Genomic DNA, 22,379 nt, shown 5'->3' on the forward strand with positions numbered 1-22,379 from the left:
TTAATAGAGAACGCTTCCGTATTTTTCCGGCAGTCGCTATGATATCCAATTTTTTCAGGGGGCGAAAACATGAGCAAAGTAACAATCGGCAAAACTGACCTAAAGGTATTTCCGATCGGTTTGGGAACAAATGCGGTCGGCGGACACAATCTCTATCCGAATCTGAATGAAGAAACGGGAAAAGAATTGGTCCGGGAAGCGATTAAAAGCGGCGTTACCATGTTAGATACCGCCTATATTTACGGTGTGGGCCGTTCTGAAGAATTAATCGGCGAGGTGCTGAAAGAATGCAACCGCGAGGATGTCTTCATCGCCACAAAAGCCGCTCACAGAAAAGAAGGCGATGACTTTGTTTTCGACAACTCACCGGCCTTTTTGAAACAATCGGTCGAAGACAGCCTGAAACGCCTGCAGACTGATTACATCGATTTATTCTACATCCATTTCCCGGATGAGCACACGCCGAAGGACGAAGCCGTTCAAGCATTGAATGAGCTGAAAAAAGAAGGAAAAATCCGTTCCATCGGCGTATCCAATTTCTCTTTGGAACAGCTGAAAGAAGCCAATAAAGACGGCTTAGTCGACGTGATTCAAGGAGAATACAACCTGCTGAACCGTGAGGCGGAAAAGACTTTCTTCCCTTATACGACAGAACACGGCATCTCATTCATTCCGTACTTCCCGCTCGTATCCGGACTGCTGGCCGGCAAATACGACGAGAACACAACCTTCCCTGAAGGCGACCTGCGCAATGATCAGGCGCATTTCCAAGGGGAGCAGTTTAAAGAAAACATCAAAAAAGTCAACCAGCTCAAACCGATTGCCGAAAAGCACAATGCCGATACGGCGCATATCGTGCTTGCCTGGTACTTGGCGAGACCTGAAATCGATATCCTGATTCCGGGCGCCAAACGCGCGGATCAATTAAAAGACAACATGAAAGCAGCCTCCATTACGCTATCTGCTGAAGAAATCGCGTTTATCGACAAGCTGTTTTCCTAAGAAAAAAAACACGCCTTTTAAAGGGGCGTGTTTTTTTTATGTTTATATTTTTCTCTTCGGGGAATGAAATAGTTATCTAAATAAACTATTATGCGTTCCAAAAGATGAGGAGGATCATCTGTGAAGAAAAACACCAAAAAATACCTGATTTACTTTTTCGGAGCATTAGGCGGGCTGCTTTACGGCTATGATACCGGTGTGATTTCAGGGGCTTTGTTATTTATTAACAATGATATTCCTTTAAACACGCTGACCGAGGGATTGGTCGTCAGCATGCTGCTGCTCGGTGCGATTTTCGGGTCCGCCTTAAGCGGGACATGCTCTGACCGATGGGGCCGGAGAAAAGTGGTTTTCGTCCTTTCACTCATTTTTATTATCGGCGCGCTTGCGTGTGCGGCTTCGCAAACCGTCACTATGCTGATTATCTCCCGTGTCATACTCGGGTTAGCCGTCGGCGGCTCAACGGCGCTGGTTCCCGTTTATCTATCTGAGATGGCGCCGACAAAAATACGCGGAACGCTCGGCACATTGAATAACTTAATGATTGTAACCGGAATTTTACTCGCATATATCGTGAATTACATATTCACCCCGTTTGAAGCTTGGCGCTGGATGGTCGGTCTCGCGGCAGTACCGGCGGCGCTTTTATTAATCGGAATCGCGTTTATGCCGGAATCTCCGAGATGGCTCGTCAAACGCGGCCGTGAGCAGGAAGCCAGACAAGTCATGGAAATGACCCACGACAAAGAGGATATCGCCGTTGAATTGGCGGAAATGAAACAAGGTGAAGCTGAGAAAAAAGAATCTACACTCGGCTTGCTGAAAGCCAAATGGATCCGCCCTATGCTGCTGATCGGGATCGGCCTCGCCATCTTCCAGCAGGCGGTCGGTATCAACACGGTGATTTACTATGCGCCGACCATCTTTACAAAGGCCGGACTCGGCACTTCGGCGTCCGTTCTCGGCACGATGGGCATCGGTGTCTTAAACGTCATCATGTGTATCACCGCCATGATCTTAATTGACCGGATCGGCCGGAAAAAACTGCTGATGTGGGGAAGTGTCGGCATTACCTTGAGCCTGGCGTCACTATCAGCCATTCTCCTTCTGGCCGGCCTGTCAGCTTCAACGGCTTGGCTGACCGTGCTGTTTCTCGGCATCTATATCGTTTTCTACCAGGCGACATGGGGTCCCGTTGTGTGGGTCCTGATGCCGGAGCTGTTCCCGTCAAACGCACGCGGAGCCGCAACCGGATTTACGACATTGATTCTGTCGGCAACCAACCTGATCGTTTCACTGGTATTCCCGCTTATGCTGAGCGCCATGGGCATCGGCTGGGTATTCGGAATATTCTCAGTCATTTGCCTCTCATCCTTCTTCTTCGCCGCTTACATCGTTCCTGAAACGAAGGGCAGAAGTTTAGAAGAAATCGAAACGCACTTGAAAAAACGGTTCTCCTTAAAGAAGCGCAGCAAACAAAATCAAATTCTTAAACAGCGCACACTGTAATAAAAAAAGGAATCGCCCCCGCCGGGCGATTCCTTTTTAGCGTCATACCATAACTTTGCAGATGTCATTCGTAAACTCGACCGGATCATGGATCGGCAGCCCTTCAATCAGAAGCGCCTGATTGTACAGCAGGTTTGTGTATAATGCCAGCTTTTCCCGATCTTGTCCGTGCGCGTTCTTTAACGTCTCAAACACTTCGTGGTTCGGGTTGATTTCCAGCACTTTTTCCGCTTTGACCTGCTGGCTGTCAGGCATGGCGTTTAACACTTTCTCCATTTCGATCGTCACTTCGCCGTCTGTCGCAAAGCAGACCGGATGGGATTTTAAACGTTTCGATGCTCTGACGTTCTTTACTTTATCCGCAAGAATCTCTTTCATGCTTTCGAACAGGTCTTTATATTCGTTCTCTTCGGCTTCAGTCTGCTTTTCATCTTCGTCACTGTCGATGCCTAAGTCGGCGCTGGATACGGATTTGAACTCTTTTTCCTCATAGCTTGTCAGCATTTTGATCGCGAATTCATCAATATCCTCCGTGAAATATAAAATCTCGTAGCCTTTGTCCGCCACCATTTCAGTTTGCGGCAGCTTTTCAATCCGCTCATATGAATCACCGGACGCGTAATAGATATATTTTTGATCCTCAGGCATTCTGGACACATATTCGTCCAGAGTGACGAGCTTTTTCTCCTTAGATGAATAGAAGAGAAGCAGATCTTTTAATACGTCTTTATTCGCGCCGAAATCATTATAGACGCCGAATTTCAGCTGTCTGCCGAAAGATTCATAGAAAGATTCGTATTTTTCCCTTTTGTTCTTCAGCAGGCTCTTCAGCTCGGCTTTGATTTTTTTATTGATGTTTTTTGCAATCAGCTTCAGCTGGCGGTCGTGCTGCAGCATCTCTCTGGAAATGTTCAGCGACAGATCCTCAGAATCCACCATGCCTTTTACAAAGCTGAAATGATCCGGAAGCAGGTCGGCGCATTTGTTCATGATCAGCACGCCGTTGGAGTACAGCTCCAATCCTTTTTCGAATTCCTTCGTATAATAGTCAAACGGCATGTTTTCCGGAATAAACAAAATCGAATTGTAACGCACCGCTCCATCGACGCTGATATGCACATGGGTCAGCGGTTTATCAAAGCCGTAATGCTTCTCGGCGTAAAAAGCCTCGTAATCCTCATCCGTCAGCTCGCTTTTGTTTTTTCTCCAGATCGGCACCATGCTGTTGACCGTCTGTTCTTCCTGAACTTCTTCAAATTCGTTCTCGCTGCCCTCTTTCGGCTTGTTGACCGTCTCTTCCATTTTGATCGGGTAGCGGATAAAATCAGAGTACTTTTTCACGATCGCTTTGATGCGGTAGTTTTCTAAAAACTCATCATAGCTTTCATCTTCTGTGTTTTCTTTTATTTTCAAGGTGATTTCCGTACCGACGGTTTCCTTGTCACACGGCGCGATCGTGTAGCCGGCAGCCCCTTCCGACTCCCACACATACGCCTCGTCACTGCCGAGCGCTTTACTTTTCACCGTGACTTTATCAGCCACCATAAACGCCGCATAAAATCCGACGCCGAACTGGCCGATAATGTCATGGCCGTCTTTCGAGTCATTTTCTTGCTTGAAAGCGAGTGAACCGCTTTTCGCAATCGTGCCGAGATGCTGTTCAAGCTCGTCTTTTGTCATCCCGATACCGGTGTCTGTGACGGTGAGCGTTCTCGCTTCTTTGTCCGCCGTCACTTTTATGTAGTAATTGTCTTGATCAAACGTTAATGAATCATCGGTTAACGCCTTGTAATAGATTTTGTCAATCGCATCGCTCGCGTTGGAAATTAACTCGCGGAGAAAAATTTCCTTCTGCGTGTAAATGGAGTTAATCATCATGTCCAGCAATCGCTTGGATTCTGCTTTAAACTTTTTTTTCCGCACTTCAGATCTCTCCTTTAATTATGCTTTGATGTTATGTAAAATCTTTTCAGCATCTATTTATCATATACAGTGACAATTGTCAACTAGCATTAGCAGATGCATATATTGTAAATTTAACATGTTAATGGATTCATTTCACCCATTTTATCAATAAAAAAGAGAGAATGTTGATCATCCTCTCCTCTCTGCTTCTTTCCGGCGGCCGAATTCCTTCTTCATCCATATGTATGACGGGTAGAAAAACAAACTAAATAAGATAAGAGATCCCAAGTTTCGCAAAGACTCATGCAGAACATTTCTTACAGTGAGAGGAAATGTGATGTCCTGAAATAGAATAGAGATAACGGTGTAAATCACAAATCCCATAGGAACAATGGCATAACAATAAAACGCTATCTCCTTCTTATGCTGGATCTTCAAAATATGCAAACCTCCAATGATGTATATACATAATATTAACATATTTAATAGCTATTTAGAAACAGACCGCCGTATGTTTATCCCCCTATTCAGCGGGAACAGATATAAAAAAGGAGGAATCGCAATATGGGAAGATTAACAGACAAAACCGCAATCATCACAGGGGCCGCGACAGGCATCGGACAAGCGACGGCACGGATTTTCGCCGATGAAGGCGCCCGCGTGATCTGCGGTGACATCAATGAAAGCGAACTGAATGAAACCGTCAGCGCCATCAGAAAAAACGGCGGAGAAGCAGAAGCCTTTCACCTTGATGTATCAGACGAAGAAAACGTAAAGTCTTTTGCGGACGGCATTCAGCAAAAGTACGGAACAATTGATATTCTGTTTAACAATGCCGGTGTTGACCAAGAGGGCGGAAAAGTCCATGAATACCCGGTCGACCTGTTTGACCGGATCATCGCCGTCGATCTGCGCGGCACATTTCTGTGCAGCAAATACCTGATTCCGCTCATGCTCGAAAAAGGAGGCTCCATCATCAACACCTCCTCCATGTCCGGCCGGGCCGCAGACCTTGACCGCTCCGGCTATAACGCCGCAAAAGGCGGAATCACGAACCTGACGAGAGCGATGGCCATTGATTACGCCAGAAGCGGAATCCGCGTCAATTCCTTATCGCCGGGGACGATTGAAACGCCGCTCATTGATAAATTGGCAGGCACGACAGAAGACGAAATGGGCGAAGCGTTCCGTGAAGCCAACAAATGGATCACGCCGCTCGGCCGGCTCGGAAAACCGGAAGAAATGGCAGCCGTCGCGCTCTTCCTCGCTTCAGACGACAGTTCTTACGTCACGGGAGAAGACATCACCGCAGACGGCGGCATCATGGCATACACTTGGCCGGGAAAAATGCTGATTGATAAGAAGTGGAAGGAAGAGACGGAGTGACGGTAAAAAAGAAACAAGCCAGTGCAAAAACACTGGCTGAACAAGCTGAGGGCGGGTTACTTAAACCAGCCCTTTTCCTTTGATCGGGTAATGGCTTCAATCCGATTTTTCACTTCTAATTTATCAAGGATCATCGAAACGTAATTGCGGACTGTGCCGCTTTTAATGCTGAGGGCGTTTGCGATTTCTTTCGTGTTTTTTCCGTCTGCGACAAGCTCGAGCACCTCTTTTTCCCGTTCGGTCAGCGGGTTTTCTTCACTATAGATGTCCTCCATTAATTCAGGTGCGTAGACGCGTCTTCCTTTCATGACGCTGCGGATGGCGCTGACGAGCTCATCGCTCGGGCTGTCCTTGAGCATGTACCCGCTGACGCCTGCTTTTAGCGCCCGCTGAAAATAGCCGGAGCGGGCAAAGGTCGTCAAAATGATGATTTTCACACCGCTGTCCTTGAGTTCTTCTGCCGCTTCAAGACCTGATTTCCCGGGCATTTCGATATCCATCAGACAGATGTCGGGCGCATGTTTTTCCACGAAATCGATGGCATCCTGGCCGCTTGTGCCTTTGCCGACAACCGTCATATCCTCTTCTAAATTCAACAGTGAACCGAGTGCGCCGAGCAGCATTTGCTGATCCTCGGCAATGAAGATGTTGATCATCTGCTACCATCCTTTTCTTTTGATTTTGAATCATTCGGGATTCTCATGGTCAGCTTTGTTCCGGCGGCTGTATCGATGGCTAAACTGCCGTTTGCGAATTCAAGACGTTCCCTCATTCCAAGCAGGCCGTGCCCCTTTGAAAAAAAGCGGTCTTCTTTGCATTGAAAGCTGCCGTCATCTTCCACCGTAATGACAACCTCTTTCCAAAGCTGCTGAATGGTGATGCGGCATACTTTGGCGCCGCTGTGTTTCACGACATTGGTGACGGCTTCTTTTATGCACATGCTGACGATGTTTTCGTTCAGCAAAGAGATATGTTTTGGCGCTTCTTTTTCTTCATACACAAATTCAATTCCTGCCGCTTCAAGAATTTGCCGAACATTGCTGAGCTCATCCTTCAATCGGATGCCTTTCATCGACGAGACGATTTGTCTGACCTCATTTAAGGAGGTGCGGGCCGTCTGCTGCACGCTTTTCAGCTCAGTGCGGGCCTGTTCAGGGTCCTTATATATCAGCTTTCGGGCGAGGTCGCTTTTCAGTCCGATTAAGGAGAGCTTTTGTCCAAGTGTATCGTGAAGGTCCCGGGCGATGCGCTGCCTTTCTTCCAGCTTCACAAGATCGGCGATTCGTTCATTTGCATATTCTAATTTCTCCTCAAGGCGCTCTCTTGCCTTTCTGCTTCGAATGGTGAGCGGGAGCAGGATGGCACTGATCAGTGTAATGACGATAAACGGAATTTGTGTCAAAAACCACCCTTTTTTCAGAACAAGACTGAAGTTGACGGCAACCGCCGCACTGATGATATGAATGTAATATAAGATGTAAAAAGGAACTTTGTCTCGGATATGGCCGATGAAGTAGGCGATAAAGAAGGCGAAATAAATATAGCTGAACAGCATAACTGAGCCGGTCGAAATGCCGATCAGAAGAAGTGCCCATAAGTAAAGCGGCCAGCCTTTTGCAACAAATGCAAAGCGGTATGCGCCAAAGAAAACAAGTGTGAAAATGATGCCGGCCACGATGACAAAGGTAGAAGAGCTTTTAAAAATAAAATAAAAAGGCAAGATGAAAAAAATCGTCCATATATAAGGAGAAATCCCATTCAGTTTTTGAAATTTAAAATACTTCTTCATCTTTGTTCCACCTTCTACTGCTTGTGTCTACCATCACTTTATCAAAACACCGCCTTCATTGCATCCTCACGTATGAAGAGAAGGCCCTTTCTGATAAGAGAAAGAGCCGCGCGCCATATCAGGCATTTTTCTTTAAAGGTTCTTTCGGCACCGGTTGGGGCAGCGGTGTTTTCCGCGCCTCCCGAAAGGTGACAAATTGCTTTTCGTCCTCATCCCACAGACGGAATTTCATGGATTCAAGACTTGTTTTAAGCGTAATGGTCGGTACGTTTTTTAAAGGCTCGTGCCCCTCATGAGCGGCTTCCAGCTTGTAGTTCGGCACTTTCGGGCTTAAGTGGTGGACATGATGGTAGCCGATATTGCCTGTCAGCCATTGCAAAAGCTTCGGAAGCTTGTAAAAGGAGCTTCCTTCTACCGCGGCCTGCACATAATCCCAATGCTCATCGGCTTCAAAATAAGAATCCTCAAACGTGTGCTGAACATAAAAGAGCCAGACGCCGATTGACCCCGAAATAAGGAAAATCGGACCCTGAACAAGCAAAAAGTTTTCCCAGCCGACAAGCAGGCACGTCGCAGCAGCCAATAAGACAATCGCCGCGTTCGTGAAATAGGTGTTCCAGCGCTCCTTGCGGCGGGCGCCTTTTACATTGAAACGGTTTTTAATCAGAAATACGTAAATCGGGCCGAGAATAAACATAATAAACGGATTGCGATAAAGTCTGTAGCGTATTTTTGTCCAAGCTGACGCTTCGTTGTATTCCTTGACGGTCATCATCCAAATATCGCCGGTGCCCCGTTTATCTAAGTTGCTGCTCGTCGCATGATGGATGGAGTGGCTGCGCTGCCATTGAAGGAACGGAAACAGTGTCAGCACACCTGAAATAAACCCGAACAGCCGGTTCAGCTTCTTTTGTTTGAAAAAGGATTGATGGCAGCAGTCGTGGAAAATAATAAAGATTCTTGTCAAAAATCCCGCTGCTATAACAGTAAAGGCGAGGGTCAGAAGATAGGAGACATCGAGGCTGAAGTAAGCAAGAAACCAAAGGGCAAAAAACGGCACAAACGTGTTGAAAAGCTGAATGACACTATGCTTTGTATCGGCGCCGGAAAATGCGGCAACCTGCTTTTTTAAAGACGCTTGTTTTTGAGTTGCGGCGTGATTGATCATGAATGTCATGTCCCTTCTTTTTCATTATGATCCCAAGTATAACGGGGCGCCAGACGCTTTTGTAGTAGCAGCCATCATGCCTCGAATATGACATTTGTCATGTTTGGCGGCAAAATGCTGATCAGGCGTCATATGGAAGGTTTCTTTTTTATAAGGGATAACGCCGGACACTTCATAGCGGCACTTCTCGAAGAAAACAGCAAAAAAGAACTCCGCCTGTGGGACTGCCCCCCGTTTTTGAGACAGGGGTCAAAACACCTTTTAAACAGCCAATTGCCGATAGTTTATCGGTGATTGGTTGTTTAGTTTGGTTTGAATACGAATATTGTTATAATAATGAATGTATTCTATGACAGTGCGTTCTACGATGGCAGTCGTAGTTCGATCAATGCTGTTAAGATAGAACGTTTCAGACTTTAGCGAGGAATGAAACGATTCGATGGAGGCATTATCAGCGGGCGTCCCTTTGCGGGACATGCTCATGGTAATGCCTTTTGTTTTAACAGCTTTTTGATACTCGTAAGATGTATACACAGAACCTTGGTCACTATGTAACACGCAGTTCTCAGGCAGCATTGGTAGCTGATCAAGTGTGTCTAAGACAAAGGCTGTGTCCTGCTTATCCCCAATAGTAAAAGCAATCACTTCTCCATTGTATAAATCTAATATACTGGAAAGGTACAATTGTTTCTGTCCATAAGGCAAATATGTGATGTCCGTTACTAGTTTTTCAAGAGGACGATCAGACTGAAAGTTCCGATCCAATATATTATCGACCACGGCATATGGCTGCCCATCCTTCTTGCGCTTTTTCACCTTAACCCGACACTGCCATTGATTTTTCTGCATAATACGTTGAACCGTTTTATGGTTAATACACATTCTCTTTTTTAGTATGGCTGTGATTTTTCGATATCCATATCGATACTTGTGCTCTCGGCACAACGTGCCGATTTGTTTTTCCAAATGGCGCTTGGGATGATCCTTCATCAGATTCTTCTTCCAACGATAATAAGACGCTCGAGAGATACCTAAATGAATACAGATATCCTGTACGGTCATTGTGCTGTGCAATATTTCTACAAGTTCGACTGACGTTTCGCTATCAACTTCCTTTCCAATTCGTTGTACTTTTTTAAAACTTCATTCTGTTGTCTCAGGTAACGAATCTCTGCCTGCAGTTTCTCTAAATCGGAAGAATACTCCGGACCTTTTCCGTAAGTGTATTGCTTTCCAACAGGCTGTTCGAATCGATGTGTATCACCAGCCTTATACCATCTAACCCATGTCTGAACCTGTGTCTTATTCTTAATATTCAACTCCTGCATGATCTCTTTCATAGGTACGCCTGCCAATCTCATTTCTACAGCCTTCTGTTTCGCTTCAACCGGATAACTCACTCTTGTCCCCATAGAAAAAACACCTCCAAGTCTAATTTCGGATAACAATCATCCGTATTCAAACTTGAAGGTGTTTTTATTTGTCTCATCTTATGGGGTCAGTCCCTGTTTTGGGAGTTCTTTTTCATCATCTTCACAGCAAAATCACCCGATACTTCTTCACATCCAAAAACTGCAGAAACTCCCGGGCCAGCATGTCCGGCGCATGGTCTTTTCCTTCATGAAGGCGATATTGAATCAGACCGACGAGCATGGACGCGACATAGTATGCATAGAGCTTTTTGCCCGCCTGAATGTGCAGAGGCTGATGAAGATAAAACGATTGCAGCGCTCTGAACATTTCCGGGATGACGTCAGGCACTCCGGAACCCTCTCTCAGAAAATGGACGAGCGGCATGCCTTCCGACAGTGCGGAAAAAAGCCGGACGAGCGCAGCTTCCGCTTCTTCCATGGAGCAGTCAGCAGGATCTCCCTTTACCGTCAATAATCCGATCAGCTCCCGGCATGATTGATGGATGATCGTTTTCAGCAACGCTTCTTTGTTGGCATAATGGTCATAAAAAGTGGCACGGCGCAGGTTGCTTTCACGGGCAATATCGGAAATCGTAATCGCCGCATAATCCTTTTTTTCCGCTGCTAAGCTGATCATAGCCTCTTGCAAGGCCTGCCTCGTCCGTGCCACCCGCCGGTCGGCGGGCTTTTTTTCTTCTTGTTCCGGCACCCGGCGGCCGAACAGCCAGTAAAACCGTTTTTGAGAAATCAAATCCCACACCTGTCCGCTGATCGCTTCCGGGGATGCCCCGGGCTCCTCATTCAGCCAGTACAACACAATGGCATACGTGTATAACGCGCGGTAATGAATGTACATATCCTGTTCAGTCGGTGAGAAATCCGCATTGACCGGTGACAGCAGCACATCATGCCGGAACACATCTTTTAAAAAAGCATGAAAGTGAAAATAGGGCATTTTATTGCGTTCCATCATCGTTTGGAAAAACACCCGATGCCGGTCAACAAAAGACAGGGTCGGATGCACTTTTTGCCATCCGCCATGTAAATGAAGCACATCTTTATTCTTCAGCGAATCATAAAGCGCTTCGCTCAGCCCGTCTTTCATTTCTTCCTCTATATCCTCTAAAATCGCATATTTATCTTCGTAATAAAGGTACAGTGTCCCCCGGCTCACATGCGACCGTTCGGCGATGTCCTTCATGGTCACACGGCGGATATCCCGCTCTCCAAGCATGGCCAAAAGCGCTTGTTTGATGTCAGTTGTCACAGAATCCGGCATAAGAGACACTCCTTTCATTAGACAGATCACCGCAATTTGTACGGTAACGTATAGATGTGTTTACGCTGTCTTTGCCGCAAAAACACATCACATTATAATAGGCCCTGAAGAAACAAAAAAGCAACCAGAGGAGGAAGACCGATGGATCAGCATATAAAAGCAGACATCAAACGCGTCTTTGAGCTTCAGAAAAAAAATCAAAAAACGCTGCGTGCTTCAACAGCCGGGCAGCGCAGAGAAAAGCTTCAGCGCTTTTTAGATGCCGTCACCGCACATGAAGAAGAAATCATCGAGGCGATCAGACGGGACGTCCGCAAGCCTTATCATGAGGTGAAAAGAGCGGAAACGCAGGGAACGATCAAGGCGATTAAAGATAATATGAACAATCTCGACACCTGGATGGCGCCGAAACGCGTCGGCTCATCCGTCAGCCCCGACGCTGACGGCGTATTAATGTACGAGCCAAAAGGCGTCACCTTAATTCTCGGCCCATGGAATTATCCGTTTATGCTGACGATGGCTCCGCTTGCGGCTGCCATTGCGGCCGGCAACAGCGCGATTGTGAAGCTGTCCGATTTTACGATGGAGACGAGCCATATCGCCGCGACAGTTATTCGCGAGGCATTTCACGAAGAAGAAGTCGCCATTTTTGAAGGTGAGGTCGATGTCGCCACAGAACTGCTCGACCAGCCGTTTGACCACATTTTCTTCACCGGAAGCACGAATGTCGGTAAAATCGTCATGACGGCAGCGGCGAAGCACTTGTCGTCCGTCACGCTTGAGCTTGGCGGAAAAAGCCCGACGATCATCGACAGCGGCTATGATTTGATGGACGCGGCGAAAAAAATCGCCGTCGGCAAATTTGTCAATGCGGGGCAAACATGTATCGCACCCGACTATCTCCTTATGAAGAAAGAAGTGCAGAGCACCTTTACAGATCTCCTGCAAACCATTGTCAATGCAGGTTTTATGGAGGATGATCATACGGTTGACCGCAACAAATTCACGCAGATTGTCAACGACCGCAACTTTAACCGTGTCAAAGCCCTGTATGATGACGCCATTGAAAAAGGGGCGAAAACGGCGTTCGGCGGCGTATTCGATGCGCATGACCGCACGATTTCTCCGACCGTGCTGACAAACGTGACGCCTGATATGAAGATCATGCAGGAAGAAATCTTCGCACCGATTCTGCCGATTATGAATTACGAAGATATCAGTGAAGCCGTTGATTACATCACTGAACGGGACAAGCCGCTTGCCTTGTATGTATTCAGCCATAATCAGGAGCTGATCGATTATGTGCTGCAGCATACGACATCCGGCAATGCTTCTGTCAATGATGTCGTCGTTCATTTCACTGACGTCAACCTTCCGTTCGGCGGTGTCAATACGAGCGGGATCGGTTCATATCACGGTGTGTACGGCTTTAAAGAATTTTCTCATGAAAAAGGCGTATTTATTCAATCCTCTAAATAAAAAAAGAATCCGCGCAGATGACGCGGATTCTTTTTTATTATTTTTTTGCCCCGAATGCGAGCAGTTTCGTATAAGTGCCGACATAGAGCGTGCCGTCTTCAGCCAGAACCGGGGAGGAAATGACATTGCTGTCTGTTTGATAGCGCCATTTTTCATTACCGTCAGCGTCAACCGCATAGACATTTTTATCGTCAGAACCGAAGTACACATTGCCGTCCGCATCAATCAGCGGCGCCGTTCTCACAGGCCCGTCCGTATAGAAAGACCAGTTCATATTGCCGGTTTTGCTGATGGAAAACAGCTCGCCGCTTCCGGAACCGATATACACATTGCCGTTATGGTCGATCGCTAATGAAGAGCTGGAGAAACCGTTTAACGGGAACGTCCACTTTACAGCACCCGTTGATGTATAGGCGTATAAATTGCCGTCCTGGTTTCCGGCGTAAACGGTGCCGTCTCTATCAATAACCGGATAGCCTTTAAACCCGTTGGACGTCGTTTTTGACCATTTCACTTGGCCCGTTCCGGAATTGATCGCGTAAAAGATATTATTGTACGTTGCCGTATACAGCGTGCCGTTTGACGCTAACACGGGAGCGGAGCCGACCACGCCGTTTGTTTTAAACTTCCACTTTTGCGTCCATGTCGAAGGCGACGTCGGTTTAATCGCATAGATATAGTTATCCAGCGTCGACACATACAGCGTGCCGTCAGAGCCGATAGCCGCATCGGAACTAGGCGCTCCGCTCAACGGAACCGATGTTAAAATGTTTCCGGTTTCTTTGTCGATGAAATATAGTTTTTTATCGTGAGAAGGAAGATAAATGACACCGTTTGTTCCGAGCACCGGAGTCAGCGTATAGGTCGTCCCGAGGTTTTCCGTCACCCATTTCACAGTACCGTCCGGATGATACGCCGTCAGCTTCCCGTCTTTTGATTGAATAAATACGGTGCCGTCCCCATCAACCGCGGCTCCCGCACCGTTTTGAGGATTGGCCGGAACATTCTTTTCCCATTTTAATGCGCCATCGGCAGTGCTTGTAAACCGGCTTTCTCTTGACCAGTTGAACATCGTCGGAGACATCGCCTGCGCGTCATACCGTCCCGCCAAGAAACCGGATGCCGCATGATTTTGTTTAAATACCGTTTCCGCAGCTTGAGCAGCCGCCGGATGCAGCCATTTTGCCCCCGGCAGATCAGAAACCGCTCCCACAGATAAAGCCGCAGCAACCGCAGCGCCGGCCGCCAATGTTTTCATTCGCAATGAAGCTGTCTTTTTTTTCAATGTCAGTTCCTCCCGTTTCTATTAAAAACTGCTATACCGCTTTCATCATACCATAATCATCCTATGAAATATTTGTATTTTCGGTAGATTTATAGAACAAATGTCACATAGCCTGCTGATGCTTCGGGGATGATCGAAACGCAGCAATATACCACACCACATTGACGATGAAAGCCGCGCCTGACCAAACGAAAAGGCCGTAATAAAGAGACAGCTCCTGCCCTAAGGAAATTGCGGTCAATAACGCCACCAACAAGACAGCCGCGCAAATGATAAGCCCGATTCCGCAAAAAACAGCCATGATGATTTTCATGCCACGAACACCGAGAATATACATAATGAGCGGGACCGCATATATCACAAGGATCTGACCGACGGCGGCCCACATGCCCGCGGAATTAAAACGATTCGCGTTCGGCCCCGTTTCTGCAAGCGGAGAAAGCGAGACGAGGACCGGCAATAAACAAAACATCAGAGCGGAAAGCAAGGTCACCGCAACCGCACCTTTTTTCTTTTGATTCATGTGAATATCCTCCTGACAATAACCCGGCTTTTTTACCGGTAATCTGATAATATGTTATATTTTAGCACGATATTTAGTTATTTTGAGAATGTTTTGTTAAAAACGAATTTACAAATCCAGAAAAATAGATATAATAAACGTTATGGAACCGATATTGATTCATAAAGCGTTATCTAACAAAACACGAAGTGATATTATGACGTGGCTTAAACACCCGGAAGACCATTTTGATGAAAGACCTTATCTTGATCAGGGACTCAGTTTCCGCACCGGAATTTGTGTCGGTGATATTCAGGCAAAGTCGGGGCTTGCGCAGTCCGTCATCTCCAGCTACCTGCTGACCATGCAAAAAGCCGGCCTGCTGGAATCCGAACGAATCGGAAAGTGGACCTATTACAGAAGGAATGAAAAACAAATTAAAGCTTTTGCTGACTATGTTCTGCACCAGCTATAACCATGAAAGGAGGGCTTTTTTTGTTATAACATATCTATTTTTCTGTATATGTAGTTATAAAAGGAGGCATACATAACAATGAAAAAAAGCAGTTCCATCTTCATTCTGTTTTTGGCATTAGGGGTTTTCGGAATTATCACGACCGAAATGGGCATTATCGGCGTCCTTCCGCAAGTGGCGGACAGATTTCATATTTCTGCTTCAAAAGCGGGGTGGCTTGTCAGTATTTTCGCGTTCATCGTCGCTGTGTCGGGACCGTTTTTGACCTTGCTTGCTTCAGGCATAAACCGGAAAGTCATTCTGCTTTTGGCGGTGCTGATGTTTGCCGTTTCAAATGCGGTCTACGCGTATACGGCGCATTTCAGTGTCATGCTGGCGTTTCGGATCATTCCGGCTTTATGCCACCCGGTGTTCTTTTCTGTAGCGCTTGCGGCCGCGGCCCGGCTTGTCCCCGCCGGCCAATCCGGAAAAGCCGTAACGAAAGTCTTTTCAGGCATCACCGCCGGCTTTGCGTTCGGCGTGCCTTTCACGTCTTATCTGGCGGAGCGTCTCTCCCTTGAAGCCGCCTTCTTATTCGGCGCTAACATCAGTCTCATCGCATTCACGGGCATTCTTCTCTTTTTGCCATCCATGCCGGTCACAGAAAAAATGTCTTTCAGAAGCCAGCTCGGCATCCTTCGCAAACCGGCTTTGTGGCTCAATATCGCTGCCGTCACCTGTCTCTTTGCGGCCATGTTTTCTGTCTACAGCTATTTTGCGGAGTACCTCGGACGGGTGTCCCATATGAACGGCACATGGGTCAGCTTTATGCTGATGAGCTTCGGAGTGATTATGATAGCCGGGAATTTCGTCTTCGGCGCTTTGTTATATAAAAATATGAAAAAGACCGTCATCCTGTTTCCGCTTCTTTATACAGCCGCCTACTTGCTCATATACGGGTTTGGGACGTCTTTCGCGCCGATGGCCGTCCTCGTCTTCGTATGGGGCGCCGTTCATTCCGGCGGTCTCATTGTCAGCCAGACATGGCTTACTGCGGAAGCAAAGGAGGCGCCCGAATTCGGCAACAGCCTGTTTGTCTCTTTTTCCAACCTCGGCATCACCATCGGAACGGCGGCGGGCGGCTGGTTTATTTCACATTTGGGAATCCATCAGCTGATGTGGTGCGGCATCATGTTTGCCCTTCTGGCTTTCGGGCTGATCATGGGACGCTTGGCATGGGGAAAGAGGCTGCTCGCAAAAGCTTAAGCTCCGTTGCAAAATCCGGAATGATTACGTATAATATTCCAGATTAAAGCAAGGGAGAGAAAAAGATACATGGAAAGACCGGCAGGATTTTGGATTCGGTTTCTGGCTTACGTCATTGATCAAATCATCATAGGAATTCCGATTTTTATCATTCAATTTATGGTCTCTTTTTTATTTGCGGCAGGCGTTGCGGCGGCTGACCCCTTCATGACCGAAAATCAGTTTAACATCTCTTTTCTGGTGTTCGGCGTCATCCCGATTCTTGCGAGCTCTTTTGTGATCAGTATCTTATATTTCAGCCTGCTCACGGCCTCAAAGATGCAGGGGACACTGGGAAAAGCATTGCTCGGCCTTAAGGTCGTCAATGAGGATGGCGGACGGATATCCATCGGCCAGGCCTTCGGACGCGCTTTCGCATATATCATATCTAAGCTCATTCTTTATATCGGATTCATCATGGGCGCCTTCGGAGAGAAAAAAACGCTGCACGATATCATGTGCAGCACCCGTGTTGTCTATAAATAATGACCTCAAGTCCGGGCCTTTTGAGCCCGGGCTTTTTTATGACGGCTGTGCCCGCCTGATGTCAATGCCGCCCTTTCCGTCAGCCTCAATGCGGATCGTCCCGTTCACAATGACAGACAGCGGATGGAACTCCGCATGCTGATCAGAAAAAATCCAGCGGCGGCCGCTCGGCCCTAAAAGCAAAAACGCCCCATCATTGTAATCACCCATAAAATGAAACCCATTTTCCCTAAGAGGCGCATGCTTTCTCACCGGAATGCCGAAACGCTGCAGCTCCCTCCCGGTTGATACGACTTCGGCAGCCGTCAGATTCACCTCGCCGATATTCAGAACGGACTCAATCGAAAAATGTTCCGCGCTTGGCGGCGATGTTTCTCTCGCGATGAATTCCGCCAGATTGTTGGACGGATCTTTGAAATAAAAGGAACGCGCCTGAATATGAGAGAAATACACCTCATCCTCCCCATCTTCCGTTTGAAAAACGACTTTATCCTTTATCCACGCCTTCGCCTCATCAAAACGATTATTCGGAATGTTAAACGCGAAATGATACGTCGGATGAGAGTGAGAATCGGCGCGCCTGAATTCCAACTCACTTTCCCCCGCCTTGATGGTAAACGAATCACCGGACTCATCAATTAAAGAAAAACCTAACACCCGTTCATAGAAGTGTTTCGTCTCCTCCAACGCACAACTGTACAAAGTAATGTTATTTATTTGCATGATCATACCCCCTTTGGTTATAAAGACAATGAATATATCAATATTCTTGTCTGACACCGTTTAAAAATGATTCAATATTCTCAATTCGGTAAGCAGTATATGGGTGTGTTGAAGCTAATAAAGCGATAAAACCTTTTCGAACGTCAATATGTTCACGTTCAATCCGATAGAAAAATTCTAACAGCTCATCTCCGAAACCCGCTTTCGCAGCTATTTCATCTGCCCGATATTCAAAATCTCTGCTTCCGATATTCACAAAATAAAATCCCAAACGGCAGTACGTTATGTAACACCATCCGACCAGCCTGAAGAATATATTTAATAACCCCCCAGACACAGAAGGATTTGATCCGCCGTTCAGAAGCCCTTCAATAAACCCCAGAATAAAACATATAAAGAATCCCATCACATACAGCGGCAACAGTGCGATACTCAAAATAGTAAAACTGGAATTAAACATTACAAGGTGTAATGTGTCTTTAAAAGCAAGATGCGCATACTCATGGGCCAGTACCGCTTTTAGCTCACCATCACTTAAATTTCTCATAGCCGCCGAAGTCAATCCTATCGTTTTAAACCCCAGTGCAAATGCATTAATACCCTCATCATCTATTATAAAAAGATCCGCTTTTTTCACATGAGGATAATGTCTTTGTACGCTTACAAAAACTTCATCGTTTAACCTTTCAAGGTACTCCTTTTCTCCAATGGTTGCCGGGCGCCTTAACCCGGCCCTTATTCTATTTCTCCAGTCTCCAAAAAGTCCGTAATTCATAAAGAATAACAATCCGTAAACGGATAAAAAAAGAAGAACCGTTGGAAAAAGCGCCAAAGGAAATAATGTTCTGAAGATCATAATAGAAATCAAAACTGTCAGCCCAGACCAAACAATGTATAAATAATTGAACTTTGTTTTTCTAACTTCCATTTTTGATCACCCTTTTTTTATTATGTTTGAATGATTTACCACTACTTAATCTGTCTTTTTATTATCGGTTTCGAAAATAGCATTGTAAAGATGCTCATCCATTTTTTTCCGAAAAAGAGGTGCTGTTTTTAACAGCACCTCTTTTTAATCACTCTTCAAAATAATCCAGGTCAACTCTCTTGATAACAAAAGTATTCTCTAAACTAACGCCGACATTATAGTTGAACATTAAATCCGTCAGCCTCTCTCCATCAATTAATATAATTTTTTTATCGATCACTTTAACATATTCTTTTGCGCCATCAGTAAATACAGATGTAGTAATAAACACACCCTTTTTCGCTTTTTTCCCATCCAGGCTGCCCGCAAATTTTTGTATTTCCGGCCTTGAAACAGAATCTTTCCACCTCTTGGCTTGAAGATAAATCATATCCAGCCCTAAAATGTCTTCTTTGATAACTCCATCTATGCCGCCATCTCCAGATCTCCCTATAGCCGTGCCTGCATCTGTTAATGAACCGCCATATCCAAGAGCAACAAGCAATTCTACGACTAGTTTTTCAAAAAAGACAGGAGAACATTTGTATATTTGGTTCAGTAACTCTTCTTTAATCTCATTTTTAACAGCATTATAATTCTGTTCAATGATTTCATTGGGAGTTCTGGGCTCTGAAGTAATCGACGGCTCACTTTCCTGTTGATTGCTGTCTTTACCCGTCTGTTTGAATCTCTGAAAGCTCTTATACTTCATTAGAAATCTATTATCTATACTGGCGACACTCGGGTCATTAATTATTTCTAAGCCTTCGCTGGTGATCTGAAAAACACCCCGTCTGACAATGTCGATTAAACCGGCTTTACTTAAATATGTTCTTACCCAACCGATTCGATTATGAAGTACTTTTTGGTTTCCGCTGGGTAATAATTTTTCTGCATCTTCCTCTGACAGGTTTAACTCTTTTGCTAATTTCACGTATAAGTCTTGTAATCTGTGCTCCTTTTTATCTGAAAGAATCTTTAAAAAAGGGTACATAAATTCTTGATATCCTGGTATGGTCAACTTCTACACTCCTATTTAATGTCTTTGTTAAAACCGGCTTGATATTTATATTATTTTTGCGTTCCTAACACCCCTGCGTAAAACCATCTTCATTTCACACTTAAATCTCTTTCAAAATCACTCATGATGATATATGAGGTATAGCTAATATGAGAACATCCGCTATCCATAATTGAATAAGTTCAAAACAAATATATATCTTTAAATTCCAGTCACCGGACTCATCATTTTTTTTAAAACCTAACACCCATTCACAAAAGTGTTCCTGAACAAAGTTACTTTATTTGCATGACCGTCCCCTCTTTGGTTTATACTACCATATAGAGGGTGGATTCTTGATATTATTCTGCACCAATTGAGAATCCCCCTTTCGCCCGGCGCTAAACATGACAAACAGCGCCAAACCGCTTATACCAGGCGTTTTTTAACGTCTGAAGCAAAAAAAGCAGAAAATAATACCCCATATAGCTTGACAAAAAATAAATGTTATTTAATAATCTATATATAATTAGAATTATTATTGAAAGATAAAGTGAATGCTTTGTCTTTTTAATATATTTCAAATCACATTTCAGGAGGAAGATATTATGTCTTTAATCGGAAAAGAAGTACTGCCATTCGAAGCAAAAGCTTTCAAAAACGGTGAATTCATCGATGTAACAAACGAAGATTTGAAAGGTCAATGGAGCGTTTTCTGCTTCTACCCAGCGGATTTCTCTTTCGTTTGCCCGACTGAACTTGAAGATCTTCAAGGACAATACGCTGCACTGAAAGAATTAGGTGTTGAAGTATACTCTGTTTCTACAGATACTCACTTCGTACACAAAGGCTGGCATGACAGCTCTGAAAAAATCGGCAAAATCACTTACGCAATGATCGGTGACCCATCTCAAACGATCTCCCGCAACTTCGACGTTCTTGACGAAGAAACTGGTCTTGCTGACCGCGGAACATTCATCATCGATCCTGATGGCGTGATCCAAACAGTTGAAATCAATGCAGGCGGTATCGGCCGTGACGCAAGCAACCTAGTAAACAAAGTCAAAGCAGCTCAATACGTTCGTCAAAACCCAGGTGAAGTCTGTCCGGCTAAATGGGAAGAAGGCGGCGAAACACTTACACCTAGCCTTGATTTGGTAGGTAAAATCTAAGGAGTGCATTCCATTGGTACTTGATGCAAATATCAAAGCACAATTAAATCAATACATGCAGCTAATTGAGAACGACATTGTTCTCAAAGTAAGCGCCGGTGACGATGACACTTCTAAGGACATGCTGGCTCTTGTTGACGAGCTGGCTTCCATGTCATCTAAAATTTCAGTTGAAAAAACTGAATTAAACAGAACACCGAGCTTCAGCGTTAATCGTACCGGAGAAGACACAGGCGTTACATTCGCCGGTGTTCCTCTCGGCCACGAATTTACATCTTTAGTGCTGGCATTGCTTCAAGTCAGCGGCAGAGCGCCTAAGGCTGATCAAAAGGTCATTGACCAGATTAAGAACATCAGCGGAGAATACCGCTTTGAGTCTTATATCAGCCTGACGTGCCACAACTGCCCTGATGTCGTCCAAGCATTAAACATGATGAGCGTGCTCAACCCGAATATCACACATACAATGATTGACGGCGCGGCATTCAAAGAAGAAGTAGAAAGCAAAAACATTATGGCTGTTCCGACTGTTTTCTTAAACGGTGAATCTTTCGGAAGCGGCCGTATGACCATCGAAGAGATTCTCGCGAAAATGGGCAGCGGCGCAGATGCGTCTGAGTTTGCCGACAAAGAGCCATTTGACGTTCTTGTTGTCGGCGGCGGACCTGCCGGCGCAAGCGCGGCGATCTACACGGCGCGTAAAGGCATCCGCACCGGTGTCGTCGCTGAACGCTTCGGCGGCCAGGTACTCGACACCATGAGCATCGAGAACTTCATCAGCGTCAAAGCGACTGAAGGACCGAAGCTCGCCGCAAGCCTTGAAGAGCACGTGAAAGATTATGATATTGACGTCATGAACCTTCAGCGTGCGAAACGCCTTGAGAAAAAAGACCTCTTCGAACTTGAACTTGAAAACGGCGCTGTACTGAAAAGTAAAACAGTGATCCTTTCAACAGGTGCCCGCTGGCGCAATGTCAACGTACCTGGTGAGCAAGAGTTCAAAAACAAAGGTGTTGCATACTGCCCGCACTGTGACGGACCATTGTTTGAAGGCAAAGACGTAGCGGTTATCGGCGGCGGAAACTCCGGAATCGAAGCGGCGATTGACCTTGCAGGTATCGTCAATCACGTGACTGTGCTGGAATTCGCGCCTGAACTGAAAGCAGACGAAGTCCTGCAAAAACGTCTTTACAGCCTGCCAAACGTCACTGTGCACAAAAATGCACAAACGAAAGAAATCACTGGCGATCAAAACGTAAACGGCATTACGTTCGTTGACCGTGAAACAGGCGAAGAAAAACACGTTGAACTTCAAGGTGTATTCGTCCAAATCGGTCTCGTGCCTAATACAGAATGGTTAGACGAAACTGTCGAACGCAACCGCATCGGCGAAATCATCGTCGATAAGAGCGGCGCGACAAGCGTTCCCGGCCTATTTGCCGCAGGGGACTGCACAGACGGCCCGTACAACCAAATCATTATCTCCATGGGATCAGGTGCAACTGCCGCTTTAGGCGCATTTGATTATTTGATCCGGAATTAATGTGAAAGCCGCC

21 protein-coding genes are annotated in these 22,379 nt (G+C 45.9%); 9 read left to right on the top strand and 12 right to left on the bottom strand.

Annotation, left to right across the window (positions count from 1 at the left end):
• Positions 1 to 69 precede the first annotated feature (69 nt).
• Together GNE05_RS20225 and GNE05_RS20230 are read left to right on the top strand one after the other, a co-directional pair.
• The gene (locus GNE05_RS20225; protein ID WP_007407843.1) at positions 70 to 1,002 is read left to right on the top strand and encodes an aldo/keto reductase; all 933 of its coding nucleotides are present in this window, start codon (positions 70 to 72) and stop codon (positions 1,000 to 1,002) included.
• Positions 1,003 to 1,122: 120 nt separating this feature from the next.
• Positions 1,123 to 2,511: a sugar porter family MFS transporter gene (locus GNE05_RS20230; RefSeq protein ID WP_007407844.1), complete on the top strand. Its 1,389-nt coding sequence runs from the start codon at positions 1,123 to 1,125 to the stop codon at positions 2,509 to 2,511.
• 42 nt (positions 2,512 to 2,553) lie between these two features.
• Here GNE05_RS20230 and htpG read toward each other — a convergent pair whose 3' ends face one another.
• Together htpG and GNE05_RS21330 are read right to left on the bottom strand one after the other, a co-directional pair.
• Positions 2,554 to 4,434, bottom strand: a complete 1,881-nt coding sequence (gene htpG / locus GNE05_RS20235) for a molecular chaperone HtpG (protein ID WP_007614881.1) — start codon at positions 4,432 to 4,434, stop codon at positions 2,554 to 2,556.
• A 171-nt stretch (positions 4,435 to 4,605) separates the two neighbouring features.
• Complete coding sequence (locus GNE05_RS21330; protein WP_014306134.1) at positions 4,606 to 4,854, bottom strand: hypothetical protein; 249 nt, start codon at positions 4,852 to 4,854, stop codon at positions 4,606 to 4,608.
• Positions 4,855 to 4,980: 126 nt separating this feature from the next.
• On the opposite strand from GNE05_RS21330, the gene GNE05_RS20245 reads away from it, so the two are divergent.
• Positions 4,981 to 5,802 carry an SDR family oxidoreductase gene (locus tag GNE05_RS20245; protein WP_022554010.1) on the top strand — a complete coding sequence of 274 codons (822 nt, stop codon included), beginning with the start codon at positions 4,981 to 4,983 and terminating at the stop codon, positions 5,800 to 5,802.
• A gap of 56 nt (positions 5,803 to 5,858) precedes the next feature.
• Here GNE05_RS20245 and GNE05_RS20250 read toward each other — a convergent pair whose 3' ends face one another.
• The 5 genes from GNE05_RS20250 to GNE05_RS20270 form a co-directional block, all read right to left on the bottom strand.
• Positions 5,859 to 6,458 (bottom strand): response regulator transcription factor, encoded by a 600-nt coding sequence (locus GNE05_RS20250; protein WP_007407848.1) that lies wholly within the window; start codon positions 6,456 to 6,458, stop codon positions 5,859 to 5,861.
• Entirely contained in the window at positions 6,455 to 7,591 is a 1,137-nt protein-coding gene (locus GNE05_RS20255) for a sensor histidine kinase (protein ID WP_021494663.1), read from the bottom strand. Before GNE05_RS20255 ends, GNE05_RS20250 begins: the two co-directional genes overlap by 4 nt.
• A gap of 118 nt (positions 7,592 to 7,709) precedes the next feature.
• Positions 7,710 to 8,759, bottom strand: coding sequence for a Delta(5) desaturase DesA (locus GNE05_RS20260; RefSeq protein WP_061862603.1), 1,050 nt, complete (start codon positions 8,757 to 8,759; stop codon positions 7,710 to 7,712).
• A 261-nt stretch (positions 8,760 to 9,020) separates the two neighbouring features.
• Positions 9,021 to 10,171 (bottom strand): IS3 family transposase gene (locus GNE05_RS20265; protein ID WP_099566475.1). Its coding sequence is split into 2 segments (ribosomal slippage): positions 9,021 to 9,898 and positions 9,898 to 10,171, totalling 1,152 coding nucleotides; the frame shifts between segments, so codons are not numbered across the junction.
• 121 nt (positions 10,172 to 10,292) lie between these two features.
• Positions 10,293 to 11,450: a TetR/AcrR family transcriptional regulator gene (locus GNE05_RS20270; RefSeq protein ID WP_160183152.1), complete on the bottom strand. Its 1,158-nt coding sequence runs from the start codon at positions 11,448 to 11,450 to the stop codon at positions 10,293 to 10,295.
• A 141-nt stretch (positions 11,451 to 11,591) separates the two neighbouring features.
• Here GNE05_RS20270 and GNE05_RS20275 point away from each other — a divergent pair, with 141 nt between their 5' ends.
• A complete protein-coding gene (locus GNE05_RS20275; RefSeq protein ID WP_160183153.1) occupies positions 11,592 to 12,929 on the top strand; it encodes an aldehyde dehydrogenase family protein in 1,338 nt (445 codons plus the stop codon).
• Positions 12,930 to 12,966: 37 nt separating this feature from the next.
• Here the strand turns inward: GNE05_RS20275 and GNE05_RS20280 are convergent, their stop codons facing one another.
• Positions 12,967 to 14,187, bottom strand: coding sequence for an outer membrane protein assembly factor BamB family protein (locus GNE05_RS20280; protein ID WP_089072494.1), 1,221 nt, complete (start codon positions 14,185 to 14,187; stop codon positions 12,967 to 12,969).
• A 130-nt stretch (positions 14,188 to 14,317) separates the two neighbouring features.
• The gene (locus tag GNE05_RS20285) at positions 14,318 to 14,737 is read right to left on the bottom strand and encodes a DUF5391 family protein (RefSeq protein ID WP_004393203.1); all 420 of its coding nucleotides are present in this window, start codon (positions 14,735 to 14,737) and stop codon (positions 14,318 to 14,320) included.
• A gap of 142 nt (positions 14,738 to 14,879) precedes the next feature.
• Between GNE05_RS20285 and GNE05_RS20290 the strand changes: the two genes are divergently transcribed.
• The 3 genes from GNE05_RS20290 (at position 14,880) to GNE05_RS20300 (ending at position 16,961) form a co-directional block, all read left to right on the top strand.
• Positions 14,880 to 15,191 (top strand): ArsR/SmtB family transcription factor, encoded by a 312-nt coding sequence (locus GNE05_RS20290; protein ID WP_160183154.1) that lies wholly within the window; start codon positions 14,880 to 14,882, stop codon positions 15,189 to 15,191.
• A 78-nt stretch (positions 15,192 to 15,269) separates the two neighbouring features.
• Positions 15,270 to 16,436 (top strand): MFS transporter, encoded by a 1,167-nt coding sequence (locus GNE05_RS20295; protein ID WP_160183155.1) that lies wholly within the window; start codon positions 15,270 to 15,272, stop codon positions 16,434 to 16,436.
• A 69-nt stretch (positions 16,437 to 16,505) separates the two neighbouring features.
• Positions 16,506 to 16,961: an RDD family protein gene (locus GNE05_RS20300; protein ID WP_014419310.1), complete on the top strand. Its 456-nt coding sequence runs from the start codon at positions 16,506 to 16,508 to the stop codon at positions 16,959 to 16,961.
• A 36-nt stretch (positions 16,962 to 16,997) separates the two neighbouring features.
• Here GNE05_RS20300 and GNE05_RS20305 read toward each other — a convergent pair whose 3' ends face one another.
• The 3 genes from GNE05_RS20305 to GNE05_RS20315 all read right to left on the bottom strand — a co-directional run bounded on the left by GNE05_RS20305 (position 16,998) and on the right by GNE05_RS20315 (position 19,672).
• The gene (locus GNE05_RS20305) at positions 16,998 to 17,684 is read right to left on the bottom strand and encodes a VOC family protein (protein ID WP_114354736.1); all 687 of its coding nucleotides are present in this window, start codon (positions 17,682 to 17,684) and stop codon (positions 16,998 to 17,000) included.
• A gap of 37 nt (positions 17,685 to 17,721) precedes the next feature.
• Complete coding sequence (locus tag GNE05_RS20310) at positions 17,722 to 18,612, bottom strand: M48 family metalloprotease (RefSeq protein ID WP_061861689.1); 891 nt, start codon at positions 18,610 to 18,612, stop codon at positions 17,722 to 17,724.
• Positions 18,613 to 18,760: 148 nt separating this feature from the next.
• Positions 18,761 to 19,672, bottom strand: coding sequence for a restriction endonuclease (locus GNE05_RS20315; protein ID WP_061861690.1), 912 nt, complete (start codon positions 19,670 to 19,672; stop codon positions 18,761 to 18,763).
• A gap of 587 nt (positions 19,673 to 20,259) precedes the next feature.
• On the opposite strand from GNE05_RS20315, the gene ahpC reads away from it, so the two are divergent.
• Both ahpC and ahpF read left to right on the top strand, forming a co-directional pair.
• The gene (ahpC, locus tag GNE05_RS20320) at positions 20,260 to 20,823 is read left to right on the top strand and encodes an alkyl hydroperoxide reductase subunit C (protein WP_004393188.1); all 564 of its coding nucleotides are present in this window, start codon (positions 20,260 to 20,262) and stop codon (positions 20,821 to 20,823) included.
• Between the two features lie 13 nt (positions 20,824 to 20,836).
• The gene (ahpF, locus tag GNE05_RS20325; protein WP_007614902.1) at positions 20,837 to 22,366 is read left to right on the top strand and encodes an alkyl hydroperoxide reductase subunit F; all 1,530 of its coding nucleotides are present in this window, start codon (positions 20,837 to 20,839) and stop codon (positions 22,364 to 22,366) included.
• The last annotated feature ends 13 nt before the right edge of the window (positions 22,367 to 22,379 follow it).

Source organism: Bacillus sp. AM1(2019), from assembly GCF_009906915.1.
Lineage (GTDB): Bacteria > Bacillota > Bacilli > Bacillales > Bacillaceae > Bacillus > Bacillus velezensis.